Source organism: Halorubrum sp. CGM5_25_10-8B (genome assembly GCF_005435095.1).
GTDB classification, from domain to species: domain Archaea; phylum Halobacteriota; class Halobacteria; order Halobacteriales; family Haloferacaceae; genus Halorubrum; species Halorubrum ezzemoulense.
Genome location: NZ_SGTY01000001.1, coordinates 305598 through 326336, shown reverse-complemented (window position 1 = coordinate 326336; position 20739 = coordinate 305598). Strand labels below are relative to the sequence as shown.

General features: G+C 71.8%; 23 protein-coding genes. 12 read left to right on the top strand and 11 right to left on the bottom strand.

The features are described from left to right. Nucleotides 1-5 precede the first annotated feature (5 nt). Entirely contained in the window at nucleotides 6-314 is a 309-nt protein-coding gene (locus EXE51_RS01615; protein ID WP_241988240.1) for an SHOCT domain-containing protein, read from the top strand. A gap of 13 nt (nucleotides 315-327) precedes the next feature. On the opposite strand, the gene purQ is transcribed toward EXE51_RS01615, so the two are convergent. Together purQ and purS are read right to left on the bottom strand one after the other, a co-directional pair. Then, a complete protein-coding gene (purQ, locus tag EXE51_RS01610) occupies nucleotides 328-1005 on the bottom strand; it encodes a phosphoribosylformylglycinamidine synthase I (RefSeq protein ID WP_094495559.1) in 678 nt (225 codons plus the stop codon). Nucleotides 1006-1093: 88 nt separating this feature from the next. Continuing rightward, entirely contained in the window at nucleotides 1094-1345 is a 252-nt protein-coding gene (purS, locus tag EXE51_RS01605) for a phosphoribosylformylglycinamidine synthase subunit PurS (RefSeq protein ID WP_004595793.1), read from the bottom strand. Between the two features lie 180 nt (nucleotides 1346-1525). On the opposite strand from purS, the gene EXE51_RS01600 reads away from it, so the two are divergent. After that, nucleotides 1526-2503 carry a formyltransferase family protein gene (locus tag EXE51_RS01600; protein ID WP_049929552.1) on the top strand — a complete coding sequence of 326 codons (978 nt, stop codon included), beginning with the start codon at nucleotides 1526-1528 and terminating at the stop codon, nucleotides 2501-2503. Nucleotides 2504-2601: 98 nt separating this feature from the next. After that, nucleotides 2602-2790 (top strand): hypothetical protein, encoded by a 189-nt coding sequence (locus tag EXE51_RS01595; RefSeq protein WP_049929553.1) that lies wholly within the window; start codon nucleotides 2602-2604, stop codon nucleotides 2788-2790. 53 nt (nucleotides 2791-2843) lie between these two features. Here EXE51_RS01595 and EXE51_RS01590 read toward each other — a convergent pair whose 3' ends face one another. Genes EXE51_RS01590 through EXE51_RS01575 form a run of 4 tightly spaced genes read right to left on the bottom strand, consistent with a single transcriptional unit; the run spans nucleotide 2844 to nucleotide 6172 of the window. Next, nucleotides 2844-3617, bottom strand: coding sequence for a class I SAM-dependent methyltransferase (locus EXE51_RS01590; protein WP_089307645.1), 774 nt, complete (start codon nucleotides 3615-3617; stop codon nucleotides 2844-2846). Continuing rightward, nucleotides 3614-4747 carry a glycosyltransferase family 4 protein gene (locus EXE51_RS01585; RefSeq protein WP_094553524.1) on the bottom strand — a complete coding sequence of 378 codons (1134 nt, stop codon included), beginning with the start codon at nucleotides 4745-4747 and terminating at the stop codon, nucleotides 3614-3616. The genes EXE51_RS01590 and EXE51_RS01585 overlap by 4 nt, the downstream gene beginning before the upstream one ends. A gap of 7 nt (nucleotides 4748-4754) precedes the next feature. Beyond that, the gene (locus EXE51_RS01580; RefSeq protein WP_049929556.1) at nucleotides 4755-5126 is read right to left on the bottom strand and encodes a 6-carboxytetrahydropterin synthase; all 372 of its coding nucleotides are present in this window, start codon (nucleotides 5124-5126) and stop codon (nucleotides 4755-4757) included. Next, nucleotides 5114-6172, bottom strand: coding sequence for a zinc-binding alcohol dehydrogenase (locus EXE51_RS01575; RefSeq protein ID WP_094519775.1), 1059 nt, complete (start codon nucleotides 6170-6172; stop codon nucleotides 5114-5116). The genes EXE51_RS01580 and EXE51_RS01575 overlap by 13 nt, the downstream gene beginning before the upstream one ends. A 166-nt stretch (nucleotides 6173-6338) precedes the next feature. Between EXE51_RS01575 and EXE51_RS01570 the strand changes: the two genes are divergently transcribed. Beyond that, nucleotides 6339-6719, top strand: a complete 381-nt coding sequence (locus tag EXE51_RS01570; protein WP_086216580.1) for a hypothetical protein — start codon at nucleotides 6339-6341, stop codon at nucleotides 6717-6719. A 34-nt stretch (nucleotides 6720-6753) separates the two neighbouring features. Here EXE51_RS01570 and EXE51_RS01565 read toward each other — a convergent pair whose 3' ends face one another. Next, entirely contained in the window at nucleotides 6754-7536 is a 783-nt protein-coding gene (locus EXE51_RS01565; RefSeq protein WP_094582886.1) for a CDP-alcohol phosphatidyltransferase family protein, read from the bottom strand. Between the two features lies 1 nt (nucleotide 7537). Next, nucleotides 7538-10501 (bottom strand): ATP-dependent helicase, encoded by a 2964-nt coding sequence (locus tag EXE51_RS01560; RefSeq protein ID WP_100050486.1) that lies wholly within the window; start codon nucleotides 10499-10501, stop codon nucleotides 7538-7540. A gap of 134 nt (nucleotides 10502-10635) precedes the next feature. Between EXE51_RS01560 and cmk the strand changes: the two genes are divergently transcribed. Continuing rightward, a complete protein-coding gene (gene cmk / locus EXE51_RS01555) occupies nucleotides 10636-11250 on the top strand; it encodes a (d)CMP kinase (RefSeq protein ID WP_049929561.1) in 615 nt (204 codons plus the stop codon). Between the two features lie 30 nt (nucleotides 11251-11280). Here the strand turns inward: cmk and EXE51_RS01550 are convergent, their stop codons facing one another. Further along, on the bottom strand, nucleotides 11281-12273 hold the full coding sequence (locus EXE51_RS01550) for a hypothetical protein (protein WP_137691919.1): 993 nt from the start codon (nucleotides 12271-12273) through the stop codon (nucleotides 11281-11283). A 137-nt stretch (nucleotides 12274-12410) separates the two neighbouring features. Then, nucleotides 12411-12881 carry an MGMT family protein gene (locus EXE51_RS01545; RefSeq protein WP_089307651.1) on the bottom strand — a complete coding sequence of 157 codons (471 nt, stop codon included), beginning with the start codon at nucleotides 12879-12881 and terminating at the stop codon, nucleotides 12411-12413. A 130-nt stretch (nucleotides 12882-13011) separates the two neighbouring features. On the opposite strand from EXE51_RS01545, the gene trpC reads away from it, so the two are divergent. The 6 genes from trpC (at nucleotide 13012) to EXE51_RS01515 (ending at nucleotide 18863) form a co-directional block, all read left to right on the top strand. Beyond that, nucleotides 13012-13866, top strand: coding sequence for an indole-3-glycerol phosphate synthase (gene trpC, locus EXE51_RS01540; RefSeq protein WP_094519777.1), 855 nt, complete (start codon nucleotides 13012-13014; stop codon nucleotides 13864-13866). Continuing rightward, on the top strand, nucleotides 13863-15176 hold the full coding sequence (gene trpB / locus EXE51_RS01535) for a tryptophan synthase subunit beta (RefSeq protein ID WP_049929566.1): 1314 nt from the start codon (nucleotides 13863-13865) through the stop codon (nucleotides 15174-15176). The genes trpC and trpB overlap by 4 nt, the downstream gene beginning before the upstream one ends. After that, complete coding sequence (gene trpA, locus EXE51_RS01530; protein ID WP_086216587.1) at nucleotides 15177-16031, top strand: tryptophan synthase subunit alpha; 855 nt, start codon at nucleotides 15177-15179, stop codon at nucleotides 16029-16031. Between the two features lie 85 nt (nucleotides 16032-16116). Beyond that, nucleotides 16117-16908, top strand: a complete 792-nt coding sequence (locus EXE51_RS01525) for a 2-amino-3,7-dideoxy-D-threo-hept-6-ulosonate synthase (protein ID WP_049929569.1) — start codon at nucleotides 16117-16119, stop codon at nucleotides 16906-16908. Between the two features lie 96 nt (nucleotides 16909-17004). After that, entirely contained in the window at nucleotides 17005-18177 is a 1173-nt protein-coding gene (locus EXE51_RS01520) for a 3-dehydroquinate synthase II (RefSeq protein ID WP_094495566.1), read from the top strand. 71 nt (nucleotides 18178-18248) lie between these two features. After that, the gene (locus EXE51_RS01515; RefSeq protein ID WP_049929571.1) at nucleotides 18249-18863 is read left to right on the top strand and encodes a hypothetical protein; all 615 of its coding nucleotides are present in this window, start codon (nucleotides 18249-18251) and stop codon (nucleotides 18861-18863) included. Between the two features lie 47 nt (nucleotides 18864-18910). Here EXE51_RS01515 and EXE51_RS01510 read toward each other — a convergent pair whose 3' ends face one another. Next, nucleotides 18911-19627: an SDR family NAD(P)-dependent oxidoreductase gene (locus EXE51_RS01510; protein WP_137691918.1), complete on the bottom strand. Its 717-nt coding sequence runs from the start codon at nucleotides 19625-19627 to the stop codon at nucleotides 18911-18913. A gap of 154 nt (nucleotides 19628-19781) precedes the next feature. Here EXE51_RS01510 and EXE51_RS01505 point away from each other — a divergent pair, with 154 nt between their 5' ends. Beyond that, complete coding sequence (locus EXE51_RS01505; RefSeq protein ID WP_137691917.1) at nucleotides 19782-20720, top strand: carbohydrate kinase family protein; 939 nt, start codon at nucleotides 19782-19784, stop codon at nucleotides 20718-20720. Nucleotides 20721-20739: the final 19 nt, after the last annotated feature.

Here is a 20739-nt window from a genome sequence, read left to right as displayed (position 1 = left end):
GGGGGATGGGCGGTATGGGCGGCGCGACGGGGCTCGTTTCGCTCGTCGCCGTCCTCGCGGTCGCGGCGCTGCTCGGGGCGAGCGTCGTCGGCGTCCGGGCGTTGGCTCGTGACGCCGACGGAGAATCGAAGTCGGACGGAGCGGACGAAACTGCGGTCGAACGCCTCCAGCGACGGTACGCGGAGGGCGAACTCACGGAGGCGGAGTTCGAGCGGGCGCTGGAGCGCGAACTGGGGAGCGACGGGACGACCGAAGCCGGGGCGGGGCCGGTCGGCGAACCGGACCCGGCGCGGGAAGCGAAGCGGGCGCGGTAGGGTCGGGACGCGGTCAGGCGAACGCTTCGAGGATCCCCGCGCCGTCCGTGCTGCGGCCGAGGTCCGGGAGCGTGGCGCGCTCGGGGTGAGGCATCAGCACCGCGACCGTCTCGCGCTCGCCGAGGACCCCGGCGACGTTGTCGGTCGAGCCGTTCGGGTTCGCGGCGTCGGTGACGTTCCCGTCGGCGTCGCAGTACCGGAAGAGGACGCGGTCGTCGCCGACGAGGTCGGCGTGGGCGTCCGCGCTTATCTCGAAGCGCCCCTCGCCGTGGGCGATCGGGACCTCGATCACGTCGCCCTCGTCGTAGGCGGCGGTCCACGGCGTGTCAGCGCGCTCGACGCGCAGGTGGACCGGCTCACACTGGAAGCGCGCGGAGGCGTTTGTGGTGAACGCGCCGGGCGTCAACCCGGACTCCGAGCCGATCTGCGCGCCGTTACAGACCCCGATCACGGGGACGCCCTCGTCGGCCGCCTCGCGGACCTCCGTCATGATCGGATCGCGCGCCGCCATCGCGCCGGCGCGGAGGTAGTCGCCGTAGGAGAACCCGCCGGGGAGGACGATCCCGTCGGGGTCGTCGGGGAGGCCGTCCGCGTGCCAGACGCGCTCGGCGTCGACGCCGAGGTGGTCCAGCGCGCGGACCGCGTCGCGGTCACAGTTGGAGCCGCCGAACTGGACGACGGCGACCGTCACGCCGCCCACCTCGCTTGGGCGGCCGCGACCGTCGGGTCGGCGCGGGTCGCGCCGGTGACGATCGGCGTCGTCTCGACGACGGCGACCGTCATCGCTCCGCGACCGCCACGTCGTAGTCGTGGATCGTGGGGTTCGCGAGCAGCCGCTCGGCCATCTCGTCGGCGCGGTCGGCGGCCTCGTCGGCGTCGGCGGCGTCAAGGTCGACCTCGAACCGGTCGGCCGAGCGGAGGTCCGACAGCTCGAACCCGAGCCGTTCGAGCGCCTGCTGGGTCGTCTCGGCCTCCGGGTCGAGGACGCCCCGCTTCAGCCGGACCGTCACCGTCGCCGTGTATGCTGTCATGGTCGTTGGTGCGGAGTCGTGTGTAAAAACCGTTTTGGAACGCCGTTTATACGCATATTTGTGGATACATACCGGTCTTTCGTGCGGGAAGCAGAAACGGCGCGGAACGAAAGGGGCAAACCCCTCCGCCTTCTCCACCGGGTGTATGCAGCTGCTCGAACCCGCGGAGGTGATCGTCGCATGACCCGCGAACTGACCGAGATCACGGTCGTCGGAGGAGACAAGACCGGACTCATCGCGCGGGTCACCTCCCTGCTGTTCGAGCGGGGAATCAACATCGAGGACCTCGACCAGGCGGTCCGCGAGGGCGTCTTCCGGATGACGACTCGCGTCGACACCGCCGAGATGGAGACCTCGCGCGGCGAGCTCCGGCGCGCGCTCGCCGAGCTCGGCCGCGAGCTCGACGTCGACATCCAAGTCCGGTTCCCGAGCGACCGCGACGCGCGCCGCGTCGCGCTGCTCGTCACGAAGGAGACGCACGCCCCCGAGGCTCTGTTAGAGGCGGAGGAGCGCGGCGAACTCGCGGACGACGGCGAGGCTGAGATCCCGGTGGTCATCGGCAACCGCGGCGACCTGCGGTCGCTCGCGGAGCGCTACGACAAGCCGTTCTACGACGTGGGCGACGGCAACGGCAACACCGACGAGGGCCGGCTCCTCGACCTGCTCGCCGAGTACGACGTGGACCTCATCGCGCTGGCGCGCTACATGCGCATCCTCTCGCCGGAGGTCGTCTTCCGGTACGAGGGCCGGATTATCAACGTCCACCCCTCGCTGCTCCCGGCGTTCCCCGGTGCCGAGGCGTACCGACAGGCGAAGGACGCGGGCGTCCGAATCGCTGGCGTCACCGCCCACTACGTCACGACGGACCTCGATCAGGGCCCGGTGATCGCCCAGCGCGCCTTCGACGTGCCGCCGGGGGCCGAGGTCGACGAGATCAAGCGGCGCGGGCAGCCACTCGAGGCCGAGGTCCTGCTCGACGCTGTCCGGCTCCACCTCGCGGACGCCATCGCGGTTCACCGCGGCACCGTCCACGTCCGCGAAGACGTCGATGTCGACGCCCAACTCGGGCTGAGCGACGCCGCGGTGAACGCGAACCCGGACGAGCCGGTCGACGGCGAACCGCTCGGCCGATCGCCGCCGTCACCGTCTGACGACTGAGCGACCGCGACCGAGCCGGACCGGCGGGTCGGCCCGATCGGCGCCGTCCGAACGGTCCGCAGGGCAGTTTTAACTAAGCGCGTGCGCAACTGAGTCCAATGCCCGAGTGTCGCGCGCTGACGGCGTTTCTCGCGGACACCGCCGGGGTCGTCCGCAGCGACGAGCGCATGATTCTGCTTTTCCTGCTGCTGCTGTCGATCGCGGCGCTGGCCGTGTTCCTCCACTACACGACGCTCGTGCTCGAGGGGCTCCCGGAGCCGATTCCGACCGAGCCGATCGGCCCATAGTTCGTCCCCTGACAAGGATAGACCGGGCCGGACTCCTCCGTCGATCGAGGGCGTCAGTCGAGGCGGACCAGCAGGTCCCGGTTCGCGGCCTCGTAGCGGAGCCGCCCGTCCTTGAGCGCCGCTCGCCGCCGCTCCGCCCAGTCGCTCGCGTCGTATCCGGTCTCTCCGACCGCCTCTTCGACCGTATCGAGCAGGTGCGCGAGGACCGTCCGCTCGCCGGACTCGTAGGGGGGCTCGATCCGCCACGGAGACGGCCCCTCCGCGATCACGGTCGCCTCCCGAGCCAAGGCCGCCGCGCCGTCCGGGCCCCCGGCCCTGAACTCCCGCATGTGTCGGTGGTAGCGGTCGAGGACGGCGTCGTCGTCGGGGTCCGCTGGCGCGAAGCGCGTCTCGCCGTCGTAGGTTATCGGCGCGTACGCGACGGGGGCCACGTCCGCGAGGGCGGCGACCGCGGGCGCCGCGTCGACCACGTCGAAGAACGCGCAGCCGACGACGGCGTCGAACCGGTCTCCCGCGGCCACCGCCTTGCTCACAGCGTCGAAGGCGTCGGCGACGCGGTACTCGACGGCCACGTCGCCCACCGCCTCCCCGACCCGGGCCTCGCCCGCGGCGAGCGCGGCCTCGTGGGCGTCGACCGCCACCCACCGGCCCCCCTCGATCACGCCCCAGTCGACGAGGCGCTCGACCATCGTCGCCGTCCCGGCGCCGACTTCGAGTATCTCCGGCTCCGGCGGGAGTTCGGCGGCGAACCGATCGAGGACCTCGCGGTTCAGAGAGCGGTCGTCGAGCGCCCGCTTCGCGTCGAGGTACGTCGCGTGGTCGGTCACGCGGCGTCACCCCGCGGCCTCTCGCTACCGGTCGCCGCCAGGAAGTCGACGACGCGGTCGAGCGTCTCGGGCCACCCCGGGCGCGCCTCGTAGTCGCGGCGCGCGGCGATCCCCATCTCCGCCAGCCGGTCGCGGTCGTCGAGGTCCCGGAGCGCCCGGGACACGGCGCGGGGGTCGCCAGGCGGAACGAGGACCCCGGAGTCGCCGTCGCGGACGAACTCGCTCGCCCCGCCCGCGGTCGTCGCCAGCGGAACGCAGCCGAACCCCATCGCTTCCAGGTACACCATACCGAACGGCTCGTACTGCGAGGGCACCGCGAGGACGTGGCTCTCGCGCAGCCGCGCCGCGACGGTCGCGTCGTCGAGTCGGCCGGCGAACCGGACCCGGTCGCCGATCCCGGCCTCGGCGGTCATGCCCTCCACGCGCTCGACGTGCTCGGGCGCGATCGTCCGATCGCCGACGACGGTCAGCCGCCAGTCGACCGCGGCGCGGTCGAGCCGGGCGACTCCCTCGACGAGCGTATCGAGCCCCTTCCGCGGGACGACGTTGCCGAGGAACGTCACCTCCAGCGGGCCGGATCGCGCTCGCTCGCGGATCTCCGAGGCGGAGACCACCGGTTCGAAGCGGTCGCCGGCCGGCGGCGCGACCACGCTGCGCGCCGGCCCGCCGAGCCCGGCCGCGTCCCGGCGGGTCGTCTCGGCGTTGTACACCGCGGCGTCGACCCCGCGGAGGAATCGGCGCTCGATCGCCGCGACCCCGCGCCGACCGAGTTCGGCGCGGACCCGCTCGCCGGCTCCCGTCCCGCTCGATCGCACCCCTTCAGCCGCCCGCGCACGCCACGCGATCATGTGGACGAGCGCGACCGACGGCGCGTCGAGCCGTCGGTTGGCGCACAGCACGGAGGGGTGCGCCAGCCCGTCCTCAACGACGACGTCGAACTCCGAGAGCCGGTCGGCGAGCCGGCGGGCGCGGAGGTTCGGCGCGAGTCGCTCCCGGTACGAGCCCCGCGGGAGCGAGACGACCTCGACCGCGTGCCCGCGATCGCGGAGCCGGTCGCGGAGCCGCCGGTCGTAGTAGAACCCGCCGGACTCGGACTCGATGTCGCCGGCGAGGACGAGCGTGACGCGCATCGGACGGTCACCGCAGGTCGCCGGTGAACGAGACGCTCGCCACGTCGTCCTCGCGGACGGTCACCGTCAGCTCCGTCGCGGCCGGGGCGTCGACGGTCGCGAGCGCGTCGAACAGCGCCCGGGCCAGACGCTCGGCGCTCGGGTTGCCCTCTAGGTGGTCGTTGAGCGTCTCGTCGCGGTAGCGCTCCGCGGCGTCGCTCAGGGCGTCGAGCGCGAGGTCGATGTCGAGCAGGTAGCCGTACTCGCCCAGTTCCGGGCCGCGGAACGTCGCCTCCGCGGTGAACACGTGAGAGTGAAGCGCCGCCTCGTCGGCTGGCGGGTTGGGGACGGTGAGGTAGTGCTGTGCGACGAACGACTCGGTGACGGTCAGTTCGTACATGGGTAAGTGAAGAGGAGTTGGAGGGTCGGCTCGGTCTCGTCGGCGAGCCGGCGGTACGCGCTCGCCGCCCGGCCGACCGGGACGCGGTCGGTGACGAGGCGGTCCGTCACGTCGAGGTCGTCGTCGAGTCGGCGGAGCTCGCGCCAGGCGGTCTCGCGGCGGCGGTCGCGGTCCCAGCGCCCGCGGAGCTCCGGCGCGATGGTGGTGACCTGACTGCTGCGGACGGTGACGCGCCCGCGGTGGAAGTGGTCGCCGAAGCCGAGGTCGGCGCGCTTGGTCCCGTACCACGACCCGACGAGGACCCGGCCGTCGAACCGCGTCGTCTCGACGGCCGTTTCGAGCGTCTCGGGCCGGCCCGACACCTCGACCGCGAGGTCGACGCCGCCCGTGTGCTCGCGCACGGCGTCGACGACGCCCCCCCGCCCGCCGTATCGGCTCGGGTCGACGACGGCGTCGGCGCCGAACTCGGACGCGAGCGACCGGCGGCGGTCCTTCGGCTCGACCGCGACGACGGTCTCGGCGCCGCTCCGCGCGAGCAGCGCGGTCGTGAGCAGCCCCACGACGCCCTCGCCGAACACCGCGACGCGCTCGCCGATCCGGGGAGCGGCGTCGAGCGTCAGCGTGACCGCGGTCTCGGCGTTCGCGAACAGCGTCGCCGTCTCCGGGTCGATCCCGTCGGGGACCGGACGCAGGGCGTCCGGGGCGACGGCGAACCGGGTCTCGTGGGGGTTGAACGCGAAGACGGTGCGACCGCGCCACGCGGGGTCGACCGCGTCGCCGACCGCGGTCACGCTCCCGACGACCGCGTAGCCGTAACGGAGCGGGTACGAGAGGTCGCCGTCGAGCGCGGGCAGCTCCTCGTCCGCGACCGTCTCCGGGTCGAGTTCGCCGCGGTACGCGAGCAGCTCCGATCCGGCGCTCACCGCGGAGACGGTGGCGTCGACGACCACTTCGTCGGGACCGGGGACGGGCGCCTCCGTCGGGACGACCTCGACGCGCTCCGGACCGACGAACTCTACGGCCCGTCCGGCGTCGCCGTCGCTCACGCGGACTCACCCGTCCGCGGTCGACGACTGAGACGATGTGGCATTGGCGATTACACGGACCGATCCGTCATAAACCCACGGCGGCGACGGTCGGCGCCCCCTCGTCGGCCGACGATTCGGGGGCGGGAGTAAACATAAGCCGACCGAGTCCGTGGGTCGCACATTCATGACACGCACCGACACCGGCGTCGACGTCGAATCGTTGACCCCCCTCCACTGGATCGGAATCCTCGCCGCGACCGTGTCCGGGATCGTCCACGTCGCGCTCGGCTTCCTGGTCGGGGGGGCGTTGGGGATCTCGTTCTTCTTCGCGACTCTGGGCTTCGGCGCGGGCGTGACGGCGATCGTCTCGGGGTACCGCCGCCGGCTGGTGTACGCGCTCGGAATCCCGTTCACCGCCGGACAGATCGTCCTGTGGTACGTCATCAACTTCGTCTTCGGGACGTACTCGTTCCCGGCCGACGTCGGCGTCTACGGCGCCGTCGACAAGGTCGCGCAGGTCGCGCTGATCGCCGTCCTCGCGGTCCTGTTGTCCCGAGAGTCCTGAGGCTCTCCGCGCGCAGACGGCGGGAGCGTTTCGGTCACTCGCGGTTCGCGGTCGGCGGGTCGTCGCGGCCGAGCCGTCCCGTCGCGGCCGCCCAATCGCGAGCGAAACTCGCCAGCAGCGCCGCGAGCGCGACGCCCGCGAACGCGGCGAGCGGGGAGGCCACCCGAGCGCCCCCGACGCCCGGCACGAGCGCGACCGCGACGGCGGCGAACTGCGCGGTGCCGACGAACGGGCGGACCCGGCTCGGCGGGAGCTCGTACACCAGCGCGCCGGTCCGCCGCCGCCACCACAATGACCCTGCGTAGGCGTACCAGACGCCGCCGGCGAGGAGGTACCACGCCGGGAGCGCCCCGAGCGCGACGGCGACCGCGGCCCCGACGAGGACGGCCAGCGCGTCGGTCGCGCCGTCGAGGCGAGCGCCGAGGATCGTCTCCCGGGTCCGGCGGGCGACCGCCCCGTCGACCGCGTCGAGGCTGACCGCGCCCGCGAACAGCGCGGCGGGGATCCACGGGTGCGGCGGGGCGGCCGCCAGCGCGCCGGCGAGGACCGACGCGAGCCAGCCGCGGAACAGCGTGATCGCGTTCGCCGGGCCGAGCCGCGGGCGCGGCCCGTCGACGCCGGGTCGGTGGTTCGCACCGAGGTGGGTCCACGCGTACGCCGCCAGGTACGCGCCCGGTCCGGCCGCGGCGAGGACCCACGCGGTCCCGAACGTGCGCCACAGCGCGGCGAGCCCGAGCGCGCCGAGCGTTACCGCGCCGGCGAACCGGAGCCGGAGCCGGGAGCGCGGCGACGCCGTCGACGGCGCGGGCTCCGCCATCTCAGTCGCCCTCCCGGTCCCCGGGCGGTTCGGCGTCGCGGTCGGCGCTCCGCGGCCCGTCGCCGATTTCCTCCATGACGCGGGCGTGGAACTCCCGCAGGACCGCGGACTCGTCGTCAGCGATGACCGTGTCGGAGTCGACGAGCGTCGCCAGCCCGAACGCGAGCGGGCTCGGCGAGTCGACGACGCGGTGTTCGACCGCGAGGTCGCCGCCCGCGATCCGACCGACGGCCTCACGGATCCCCCCCACGTCGAGGCGGTCCTCCAGCAGTTCGCGGTACGTCTCCTCCAACACGGCGAACTCCTCCAGATCGGCCGCGAACGACAGCAACATTTCGGCGGAGACCTGCTGTTCGGCCGCCGACTTCTCGTACCCCTTGTACCGCTTCAGGATGAGCAGCGCGCGCCCGGCGTTGATCCGGAAGTAGCGCTGGAGCAGGTCGGTCCCCTGAACGGCCTCGCGGAGGTCCTCCCGGACCGTCTCCGGGTCGAGGTCGGCGAGGATACCCGCCACGTCGACCTTGCGGTTGAGCGGGAGCGCGAGGCTGAACCCGCGATCCGCGACCGCGACCGCGACGTTGGCGTCGGTCCGGTTCGCCACCGCCGCCGCGACGAGCCGCGAGAGGCCGTCGTTGAACCGGCGCCCGTACGTCGAGTGGACGTAGAAGCGGCGCTTGTACTCGCTCCGGTCGAGCTCCTCCTCGACGACGAGGCGGTCGGGCGTTGAGACGGCCTCGGCGCCGGCGTACCGGACCTGCTCGTCGTACATCCGGGCGAGCGCGCGGACGGCGTTCCCGTCGAGGGGGAACTCGCGGAGCCACGCTCGGACCGCGGCGGGGCCAGCGCTCGGGTCATCGCCGGCCAGCCGGTCGAGGAGTTCGGCCTGGAACGCCAACACCTCGCGGGCGAGGTCCGCCGAGAGGGGAAGTCGCTCGGCGAACCACGAGGGGACGGTCGGGCGCTCGCTCGTCCGGTCGGCGTACACCTTCGAGCCGCGGCGGTAGCGGAACGCGAACCGCTCGCCGCCAAGCGCGAACACGTCGCCGGACTCCAGCGTGTCGAGATACGACTCGTCGAGCGTGCCGACCCACTCGTCGTCGCGCGTGAACACGTCGCAGGTGAACGAGTCGGGGATCGTCCCTACGTTCGTCATGTAGATGACCCGCGCGAGCCGCCCGCGCTTCCCGACGAGCGTCTCGCCGACCGGGTACTCGGGGTAGTGGTGCTCGCCGTCGGGCGGGTCGTTGCCGTCGCGCCACACCTTCGGGTAGACGTTCTTCTCCTCCAGTCCGTCGTAGTCGCCGGTGAGGTACCGGAACAGCCGCTCGTACGCCTCGTCGTCGAAGCCGCGGTACGGGTGCGCGCGGCGCAGCACCTCCCGGACCTCGCGGTCGGGGCGGATCCGGTTGATGGCCATTCCGTACACGTGCTGGGCGGCAACGTCGTAGGCGCCCTCGGGCGGGAACACCCGGTCCACGAACCCCTCCTCGGCGCGCGCGAGCAGCGTCGCGCACTCGATCAACTCGTCCCGGTCGAGGGCGAACACCCGTCCCTCGACGGTCTCGCCCGGGCTGTGGCCCGCCCGGCCGACGCGCTGGAGCAGCGCCGCGACCGACTTCGGCGAGCCGACCTGAACCACGAGGTCGAGGTGCGGCATGTCGATGCCGAGCTCGAGGCTCGTCGAGGTGGTGACCACGTCGAGATCGCCCGACTTCAGCCCCTCCTCGACCCGCGTTCGCTGCGTCTCGCCGAGGCTCCCGTGGTGGACGCCCGAGTCCGACTCGTCGTAGTCGAACCGCTGGCGGAGCTCCTGAAGGGTTCGCTCGGCGCCAGACCGTGAGTTCGTGAACACGAGCGTGTTCTTGTGGGCCTCGACGAGGTCGTGAAGCGACTCGTAGAAGCGGTCGGTCACCGCCGACCGCGGCGTGTGGATGAGGTCGGCCGCCGGCGTCCGGAGTTCGAGGTCGAACTCGCGGGCGAACCGCGCGTCGACCACCTCGCAGGGGCGCGTCTCGAACCCCTCGAACTCGCCGACAGCGCCCGCGGCGCGCTCGCGCCCCACGAGGAACGAGGCGATCCCGTCGAGCGGCTCGACCGTCGCCGAGCAGCCGATCCGGGTGATGTCGCCGGGCGCGTGCGGCGCCGGGCCGCCGGCCGATTCCCCTGCGTCCGAACCCTCGTTGCGCGCCAGTTCCGTCAGTCGCTCCAGCGACACCGCGAGGTGGGTACCGCGCTTGTTCGCCGCCAGCGAGTGGATCTCGTCGACGATCACGTACTCGACGGTCCGGAGCTTCTCCTTGAACTTCGGCGAGTTGAGCAGGATCGCCAGCGTCTCCGGCGTGGTGTTGAGGACGTGCGGCGTCTCCGAGAGCATCGCCTGTCGGTCCGCCTTCGAGGTGTCGCCGTGGCGGATCGCCTGCCTGACGCCGGGGTCGTAGGCGCCGTCCGAGGCCGCCCCGTCGTCGCCGTCGCGGGTCGCGCTCTCCGCCTCCGCGGCGGCGACCGCCTCGCCGATCCCCGCCAGCGGGGTTTCGAGGTTGCGCTCGATGTCGTTCGCGAGCGACTTCAGCGGCGAGACGTAGAGGCAGTAGACGGAGTTCTCGAGTTCGCCGTCGCGGTCGCGGGCGAAGAGGTCGTCGAGGACCGCGAGGAAGGAGGCGAGCGTCTTCCCGCTGCCGGTCGGGGCGGCGACGAGGCAGTTCCGGCCGTCGTCGACGTGGGGGATCGCCTCGCGCTGCGGTGGCGTGAAGAAGCCGCCGTTCTCGCCGACGTACCCGCCGAAACGTTCGACCCACCAGCGACGGACCGGCGGCGAGAGCCGGGCGAGCACGTCGGCGTCCGCGATCGGGACCGACTCCGGGTCGAAGTCGGGGTCGGCGATCGCGCCGCGCTCGACCGCGTCGCGGAGGAGCGCCCGCGCGGCGGCCTCGTCGCCGCGGTCCGTGGTTTCGCTCACGGCGATCACGAGGGCTCCGGACGGGAAATCGGTTGCGTCGAACCGCATCGCCCGCCCGGCGGCGAGACGGCCCGCCCGGCCGGTCCGGCGGGCGTTCCCGCAACCGACCCGTTTATCCGACGGCCTTCCGTGGCGCAACACGCATGAGCGGCACCTCGCCGGAGCCCGACAGACGGATCGACCGGAACCTGTTCGTCACCGTCTCCGGCCCGCCGGGCTGCGGGGCCACGACGCTCGTCGAGGGGATCGCCGACGCGCTCGACTGCGGCTACGTCTCCGGGGGCGAGCTGTTCCGCGAAATCGCGGCCGAGCGGGACATGAGCCTCTCGCAGCTCATCGCCGAGACCGGCGAGTCCGAGGAGATCGACCGGGCGCTCGACCAGCGGCTCCGTCGCATCGCCGAGAAGTGGGGAACCGCGAACAAGGCGTTCGTGCTGGAGTCGCGGCTGGCGGGCTGGCTCGCCGGCAACCGCGCCGACATCCGGATCTGGCTCGACGCGCCCGACGAGGTCCGCGCGGACCGCACGGCCGACCGTGAGGAGATGACCTCGGAGATGCAGGTCCGGGAGGTAATCGAGGAGCAGCGGTACAAGTCCTACTACGGGATCGATCTGTCCGACCGCTCTATCTACGACCTCGCGATCAACACGGGGCGGTGGGACGCCGAGGCGACGCTCGACGTCGCGCTCACCGGGATCGAGCGCTACGACGTCGACGCCGACGAGGGCGCGTTCGACACGCCCGACTTCGAGATCTGAGCCGGCCGGTCGGCCGGGCTGCCGTCGCGGTCAGAACTGGAAGACCGCGCTGAACTGGTTCACGTGCCAGGGGCCTGGGTAGACGCCCCACACCTGGTCGTCGTAGTGAAACGCGCCGACGAAGTGGATCTCGTCCTCCTCTCGCAGGTCGTTCGCGATCTCGCTGAGTCGGTCCGCGCTCTGCTCGTAGTCGTCGGCCTCGCCGACGAACGGGTATCCCGGCTCGTTGAACCCGGGGATCCCGGTCAGGTCGCCGCCCTCGTTGAAGACGCGAATCCCGCCGTCGCCGTTCTCGTCGACCGTGAAGTCGTTCTCCGAGTCGCCGTCGTCGCCGAACTTCTGGCCGAGGTTGTGGAAGCCGACCAGCCCGTTCCCGGCGGGCGTCACGAACGGGTCGCTCGGGCCGAGGTCGCTGTCGTCCGCGAGCGCGGCGAACTTGACGACCCAGATCGTGTACTGACCGTTCGGCAGCGCGTTCTCGACGTTGATGTTGACGCGCGTTCCGGTCGCGCCGCCGTTCCCGTTGTCCGGCTTCACGCCGCCGACGGTCGCCGTTCCGCCGACCGCGCCGTATTCGCCCCACGTCACCGGGGCCCACGAGCCGTCGTACCCCTCCTCGCGGTCGTACCCCGCCGGCGGTCGGACGACCTGATGCTTCCCGTCGTTCAGCGAGCGACCGAGCGTCGAGTCGTACTCCTCGCTTCCCTCGATGATCTCGTCGAGCGGGATCGAGACCGGCGCCGGATCGAACAGTTCAACGTCCGGGTCGAACGGCGGGACCTCCCCGGCTGCGTTCGTGATGAAGTTCGGGTTCGGTAAGACGTTGATCTCCGCGCTGGCACCGTTGCCGCCCCCGCCGTTTCCGTTTCCGCCGTTTCCGTTACCCTTCCTCTGCTTCGCGCTCGCGGTCGTGCTCGACAACCCGGCGAACCCGGCAACTCCGAGGAAGCCGAGCGCCCCCCGACGCGACATCGCAGTCATCGGTCCGTCCGTCTCCGCTCCCGTTCGCTTCTCACCGTTCATATCGAATCACCAACGACAGTTGTAACGGCCCGGGCGCGGCGGTATTAGAGCTGGCTCGGTCGTGTATCTATAATGAACGATAACAAAGAATTCTTATACGCGATACGCCGGTCTCGCGCGCTGACGCCGGGGTGCCGTTACCGAGAGACTCCCTCGACGCGCCGGAGCTCGCTCCGCACGTCGCTCGGCGTCGCGTACGGTCCGCCGCTCACCCGGTGGTCCGGCAGCAGGACCGGGATCGGGTTGTCGGCGAGCGCTCCCGTCACGACCTCCAGGTCGTCCGGGTCGTCGGGGTCGAACCCGCCGAGCCGCGCGAGTCGGCTCACGGAGACCTCCTCGCCGTACGGGACGCTCCGGAGCGCCTCCAGCGCCTCGCGCCGGTCCGTCGGAACCGTGAGGCCGAGCGCGACCTCGGCGAACTCGTCGCGCTCGCCGCCGAGGTACGCGTCGATCCTGTCTAACAGGTCGTGGTCGCCGTCGGCGTCGCCGGGGTGCTCGGCGGGGAACGACACCGAGATGACGCGACCGCCGGCGAACCCGATCTGGACGGTCCGACCGATCTCGTCGAACTGCCGGGCGAAGACGCCGGACGTACCGGACAGGCTCATACCCTTCGTTGGAAGGGTGAATCACTTAAGTCATCGGCACGGGAACGTGTTCGGCTTCTCTGTGAGAAGCTACGGCGTCCCGGCCGCCCCCGCAAGCCTTATGAACAGATACGTACATTAGTGTATAGTAATGGACGATCCAGACGAGCTGGCGCCGGCGGTCAGGTCGATCCTGTCCGGCGCCCGGGAGCGGGCGAGCGCGGCCCGGGGAGCCGACGGGGACATCTCGGTCTCGCCGCGCGACCTCTCGGCCGCGTTCGAACGGGCCGACGCCGAGGACCGCGTCCCGCTTATCGCCGAGGTGAAGCCCACGAGCCCGACGACCGAGGGGAGCCGCGAGGACGACCCCGTCGCGCTCGCGGAGGGGATGGTCGCCGGCGGGGCGGCCGCGCTGAGCGTGCTCACCGAGCCGGGGCACTTCGGCGGGAGCGTCGACACCCTTGAGCGCGTGCGCGACGCGGTGGATGTACCGGTCCTCCGGAAGGACTTCGTCGTCGACGAGGCGCAGCTCGACGCCGTCGAGAGCGACGTGGTCCTGCTCATCGCCCGCTTCGTCGGCGACGACCTCCCGACACTGCTCGAGGCCGCCCGAGACCGGGGATTCCAGGTCCTCGTCGAGGTCCACGACCGGGAGGAGCTGGAGCGCGCGCTCGACGCGGGCGCGACGACGATCGGCGTGAACAACCGCGACCTCGCGGAGCTAGTCGTCGACCTCGGAACCTTCGAGTCCGTGGCGCCCCACGTCCCGGACGAGGTCACGCTGATCGCCGAGAGCGGCATCGGATCGCCCGCCGACGTCCGCCGGATGCGGGCCGCGGGCGCCGACGCGCTGCTCGTCGGAAGCGCGATCATGGACGGCGACGTGGCGGCGAACACCCGCGAACTGGTGCGGACGGAGGCCGGCGGCGACGAGGCGACCGCGGACGGCGATGACGCGGCGGCCGCGGACGACGACGCGACGGAGACAACGGAGACACCCACATGAGCGAGACCGACACGCGGACGACGGAAGCAACGGACGGCGCGGTGCCCTCGCGGCGACCGGGCCGCGAGCGCGGGCGCGACGACGGGAAGTTCGGCCGGTACGGCGGCCAGTACGTCCCGGAGGCGCTGATGCCCGCCATCGAGGAGCTGGCCGACGCGTACGAGCGCTACGTCCTGAACAACGAGGACGGGTTCATGGACGAGTTCCGCGAGCGGCTCGCGGCGTTCGGCGGGCGGCCGACGCCGCTCCAGCGCGCCGACCGGCTCTCGGAGCGCTACGACACGGAGGTGTTCCTCAAGCGCGAGGACCTCCTCCACGGCGGCGCCCACAAGCTGAACAACGCGCTCGGGCAGGTCCTCTTGGCGAAGTACATGGGCAAAGAGCGCATCATCGCGGAGACGGGCGCCGGCCAGCACGGCACCGCGACGGCCATGGCGGCCGCGCACCTGGACATGCCCTGTACGATCTACATGGGCGAGCGCGACATCAACCGCCAGCGCCCCAACGTGTTCCGGATGAAGCTCAACGGGTCGGAGGTCAAGCCCGTCACCACCGGGCGCGGCACCCTCAAGGAGGCCATCTCCGAGACGATGCGCGACTGGGCGGAGACCGTTGAGGACACCCACTACGTGATCGGGTCGATCGTCGGCCCGCACCCGTTCCCGGTCATGGTCCGCGACTTCCAGGCGGTCATCTCCGAGGAGGCGCGCGAGCAAGCGATCGAAAAGACGGGCGGGCTCCCGACCGACGTGGTCGCCTGCGCGGGCGGCGGGTCGAACACGATGGGCACGTTCGCCGACTTCGTCGACGACGAGTCCGTCGCCCTCCACGCGGTCGAGGCGGGCGGCTCCACCCTCGAAGTCGACGAGGAGGAGGGCGTCGCGCCGAACTCCGCGTCGCTGTACGCGGGCGACGAGGGCGTCCTCCACGGGGCGCGGACGAAGCTGCTCCAGGACTCGGACGGGCAGATCATGGAGAGCCACTCCGTCTCCTCCGGGCTCGACTACGCCGGCGTCGGTCCGGAGCTCGCGTACCTCGTCGACGAGGGCCGCGTCGACCCGGTCGCGGTCGACGACGACGCCGCCTTGGAGGGGTTCCACCGGCTCTCGAACACGGAGGGGATCATCCCGGCGCTGGAGACGGCGCACGCGTTCGGCTACCTCGAGGAGCACCACGAGGACCTCGGCGAGCGCGTGATCGTGAACGTCTCGGGGCGCGGCGACAAGGACCTCGACGCCGCCATCGAGGAGACCGACCAGCGGGACGTGCCGAACGCGCCGGACATGTCGATGTTCACGGAGGGAATCTGAATGGGGGAGCCCGCCAACTCCTCGGCGATCGCCGCGGCGTTCGCGGACGGCCCGGCCTACGTCCCGTACCTCGTCGTCGGCGATCCGGACTACGAGTCGTCGAAGGCGTACGTCGAGGCGCTCGACCGCGGCGGCGCGGACGTGATCGAGCTCGGCCTCCCCTTCTCCGAGCCGATCGCGGAGGGGTCGACGATACAGGAGGCGCTCGTCCGCTCGCTCGACGCGGGGATGACGCCGGAGCGGTTCTTCGCGTTCGCGGAGGACCTCGACGTGGACGCCGCGTTAGTCTGTATGACGTACTACAATCTCATTTACCAGTACGGTGAGGGCGAGGGACCGCGGCCCTTCGTCGAGCGCGCCGCCGCGGCCGGGATTCAGGGCCTCGTCGTCCCCGACCTGCCGGCCGAGGAGGCGGACCCGTTGCGCGAGGCCTGCGACGAGTTCGGGCTCGACCTCGTCTTCATCGTCGCGCCGACGACGCGCGCGGACCGCCTCGACCGGCTCATGGAGCGCGTCTCGGGCTACGTGTACGTCCAGGCCCGGCTCGGGACGACCGGCGCCCGAGACGACGTCTCAGACCAGACCACGGCGAGCCTCGACCGGCTCCGCGAGTACGACGTGCCGAAGGCGGTCGGGTTCGGCATCTCGTCCGGCGAGCACGCCGAGCGGATCGTCGCTGGCGGCGCCGACGGGATCATCGTCGGCTCCGCGCTGGTCGACATCGTCGCCGAGGGCGTCGCGGAGGACCTCCCGACCGCGGCGGTCGCCGACCGGCTGGAGGCGCTCTCCCGCGAACTGACCGAGGGCGCGGAGCGCGGCCGCCGCTCGCGGGCCGAGGCGACAGAGTCGGTCTGATCCCGGCGCCTCGGAGCCAATACGTCCCCGAACGAAACCCACTTACCTACGATTGCCACACTCTCACACAACGACCCACCCCACTATGACAGCAGGACTCTCGGCACGACTCGACCGCATCTCCACGAACGACCGCTACCTGATCGTCCCGATGGACCACGGGATCACGATGGGCGCCGTCGAGGGGCTCGTCGACATCGAGTCGACGATCGACGGCGTCACCAGCGGCGGGGCGGACGCGGTGCTCACCCAGCGCGGGATCGCGGAGCGCGTCCACCCGAACAAGAACGACGCGGGGTACATCGTCCACCTCAACGGCTCGACGACGATCGGCCCCGACGAGAGCGACAAGCGCGTCACCGGCACGGCGGCGGACGCGGTCCGGGCCGGCGCCGACGCCGTCTCCTTCCACATCAACGTCGGCTCGGAGTACGAGCCGAACCAGATCGAGGACCTCGCGGAGCTGACCGCCGACGCGGAGCGGCTGGGGCTCCCCGTCCTCGCGATGGCGTACGCCCGGGGCCCGGGCGTCGACGAGTCCGACCCGGAGGCCCTCGGACACGCCGTCAGGCTCGCCGAGGAGCTCGGCGCCGACGTGGTGAAGACCGGGTATTCGGGCGACGGCGACTCGTTCGCCCGCGTGACGGAGTCGACGCGGCTCCCCGTCGTCATCGCCGGCGGCTCGAAGGGCACCGACCGGGAGACGGTCGAGATGGTACGCGGCGCGATGGACGGCGCCGCCGCCGGGGTGTCGATGGGGCGGTCGATCTTCCAGCACGACGACCCGGAGGGGATCGCGAGAGCGGTGTCGGCGGTCGTCCACGATGACGCCGGCGTCGACGAGGCGCTGCGGGCGGGCGGGTTCGTCGAGGCCTGAGGGCGGGCCGAGCGCCCGCGGTCGACCGTGCGAGATCCGGTCGGACTCCCTGTTCCTTTCGCAGTTTTCAAGCCGCCGCGCCGTGAGGTTCCGACAATGACACGCACGGTCTGGGTCAAAGCCGACGGCGCCGTCGGCGACTGGGAGGCGCGCAAGCGACGGGTCACCGCCGCCATCGAGGCCGGCGCGGACTGGGTGCTCGTCGACGAGGGGGACGTCGGCCGGGTCCGGGAGCTGGGCGACGTGAACGTGGCCGCCTTCCGATCGGACGCGGACGTGATCGACGACGCCGAGAGCGACGCCGAGGCCGACGCGTACTTCGTCGGGAAGGGCGGGGAGGGCGACGGGACGATCGATATGCCGGAGGACCTCTCCGGGTCGGCCGACCTGACCACGCTGCGCCGCCGCGACGACCGCGCGCAGGGCGCATACGTCCGCATCCTCGGCACAGAGTACGAAGCGTTCGCCGAGGCCGCCGCCGACGACGCCGAGTTCACCGTGATCGTGGGCGAGGACTGGTCGATCATCCCGCTGGAGAACCTGATCGCCCGCGTCGGCGAGGAGACCCACCTCGTCGCCGGCGCGACGACGGCCGCGGAGGCCCGGACCGCCTTCGAGACGCTGGAGATCGGCGCCGACGGCGTCCTCCTCGACGCCGACTCACCCGACGAGATCCGCGGCGCGGTCCAGGCCCGCGACGCCGCGGACCGCGAGACGCTCGATCTCCGCTACGCCGAGGTGACCGAGATCGAACAGACCGGGAGGGCCGACCGGGTCTGTATCGACACGGGGTCGCTGATGGACGACAGCGAGGGGATGCTCGTCGGCTCGATGTCTCGCGGGCTCTTCTTCGTCCACGCGGAGACGGCGGAGTCGCCGTACGTCGCCTCGCGGCCGTTCCGCGTGAACGCGGGGGCGGTCCACGCCTACGTCCGCAACTCGGAGGGCGGCACCAACTACCTCGCCGAACTGTCGAGCGGCGACGAGGTCCAGGTCGTCGACACAGACGGCCACACCCGCGAGGCGGTCGTGGGCCGGGTAAAGATCGAGAAGCGCCCGATGTTCCGGATCCAAGCGGAGATCGAGACGGAGGACGGGACCGACCGGATCGAGACGCTCATCCAGAACGCCGAGACCGTGAAGATCGCGACGGGCGAGGGCCGCAAGGCCGTCACCGAGGTCGAGCCGGGCGACGAGGCGCTCGTCTACTACGAGGACGTCGCGCGCCACTTCGGCGAGGCCGTCGAGGAGAGCATCATCGAGAAGTGACCGCCGCGGCGGAAACCGGCCGCGTTCGTGTCGACCAGAACGCATTTTAGAGCTGATTGTTATCAGACGGCATGGCAGTCGCTAACGAGACCGATCGCCGCATCGTCGAACAGGGGTTCGTCGATCGAGTCCAACACCTCGCCCGGGCCGCGAATCCGGCGTTCGCGGCCGGGAGCCTCCTCGTCCCGCTGGCGTTCCTCGGGGCGAGCCTCGCGCTCGGGAGCACCGAACTGCTCTTCTACACGCACGTCGCGGCCGGGGCGGTCTGGTTCGGGTTCGCGCTGATCTTCCCGGCGATCATCGGTCCGACGCTCGGTGGTCTCGGCGAGGAGGCGTCGGCCGCGGTCACGACGACGCTGGTGCCGAAGGCGGTCTTCTTCCTCGTCGGCTTCTCGCTGACGACGGTGCTGTCCGGAACGGTGCTGTTGACGCCCGACCTCGGCCTCGGCTACGGCTTCGGCGGCGCGTGGTCGGGGGCCGCGCTCGCGCTCGGCTGGGGGCTGTTCGCGTTCGGGATCGCCGTGCCGCACCGGCTCCAGCTCAGCGCCTACTACGAGACGCTGTCGCCGGATCCGGACGCCTCGCGGCTCGAATCGATCGAGAAGAAGAACCTCGTCGTCGGACTGTTCGAGGGGGCGATGATGCTCGTGCTCATCGTCCTGATGACCGGGTTCCGGCTGGGATAAGCGCGGAGCGAGTGCGGGGACGGCCCCTCGGGGCGTCCGCGTCGCCCTCACCAAGGGACCCGCTCGCGGTCCTTCCAGAGTAGTCCCCCCGGGCTCCCCGGTGCGAACCTGGCAAGCCACACCGGGGTCTCGGCCCCCTTCGACGGCGGGCGGGGCGCACCGTCCCCGCCCATGTCAGTCCGAACCCACCCGGGGGAGGCGGCGTTGGCGATGAGTCCCCGATCGCCGTACTCCCCGTCGAGGTAGGCTGTCAACCCTCCGAGACCGACCTTCGACAGCCGGTACGGCGGATACTCGCCCTCCATTCGTCCCTCCGTGAAGCGTCCGAGGCCCGACGACATGGAGACCACGCGCCCGCCGGGGCCGTCCAGAAGCAGCGGCAGCGCCCGCTTCGTCAGCAGGACCGGGCCGCGGAGGTTCACGGCCATCGTCCGGTCGAAGTCGGCCTCGTCCATCTCGTGAAGCGGTCCCGACCGGGAGAAGATCCCGGCGTTGTTCACCAGAACGTCCAACGACCCCCGCTCTCGTTCGATCCGGTCGACTGCCGCCCGGATCTGCCCGTCGTCGGTCACGTCCAGTTCGACGGCGCGCTGGTCCGCCGCGGTGACGTCGTTCGGGTCTCTGGCCCCGGCGTACACGGTCGCTCCCAGTTCCGCGAGACCCGCGGCGATCTCGGCTCCGATACCGCGGTTCGCGCCCGTGACGAGGGCGACGTCGTCGGTCAGGTCCGGCTTGAGGTCGACATCGGAATGCGGCTGCGACATATGGATCGGGGACGCCCTCCGGCCGGAAATATCCCACAGCCGGACGCACGCTCGGTCTCGGCCATGGGTGGCCGGATCGCGGGCGCGGCTGAGGGGGAATCGAGTGGATAGATTCATGCGGGTACCGCTACAGCGTAGCGAACACGGTGCGACAGTGAGTGACAGCGACCGAGGAGTGGCGGTCGTCGGCGACACGACGGTCGACCTCTACCCCACGGACGGCGGACCGATCGCGCCCGGGAGCGGCTTCGAGTGGCACGTCGGCGGCACGGCGACGAACGCCGCCCGATGGGCCGCTGCGGCCGGCTGCGAGGTCGACCTCGTCACGAACGTCGGGACCGACGTGCTCGGAGCGGCCGCCGCCGGGGACCTCGCGAACGGCCCGGTCGGCACGGAACGCCTCGCGCGGGTCGACGCGCCGTCACCGCTGACGCTGTACGCCGGGGCGGCGGGCGACGAGGAATGGAACGCGTGGGTGGCCGGAAGCTGTTACGGGTTCACACCGCCGGAGGATCCAGCGTCGTTCGCGGCCTCGTACGAGTGGATCCTGCTGGAGGGAGTCACGCTGCCGGCCGCGGTGAACGGGGCGACGGTCCGCCGCCTCGCCGCGGCGGCCGCGGAGCGCGGCACCCGCGTCGCGTTCGACCTCAACGGGCGTCCGAACCAGTGGTCGGGCCCGGAAGAGTACCGAGACGCGCTGCGAGAGGTCCTCCCGCGCTGCGACCTACTGTTCGCCGGGACGGACGACCTCGGGGTGGCCGGCGTCGAGCCGACGCCGGCGGGCCTGCTCGAACTGCTCCCGGCGGACCACTCCGCGACGGCGTTCGTCACCGACGGCGGCGACGCGACGCGGGTGATACGGATCGACGACGGGGCCGTCACGGAGCGCCTGACCGTCGCTCCCCCCTCGGCGACGGTTGCCACACCGGCCGGCGCCGGCGACGCGTTCGCGGGCGCTGTCCTCGCCGCGCGGCACGGCGGCGCGTCGGACCTCCGCCGGCTGGCGACGGTCGGCAACGCCGCGGGGGCGGCCGCAGTGGAGACCGTCGGCGCGTTCGACGCGGACGCCGCCGCGACGGACCGGTCGTTCTGACGCACGAGCGCGTCCCGCC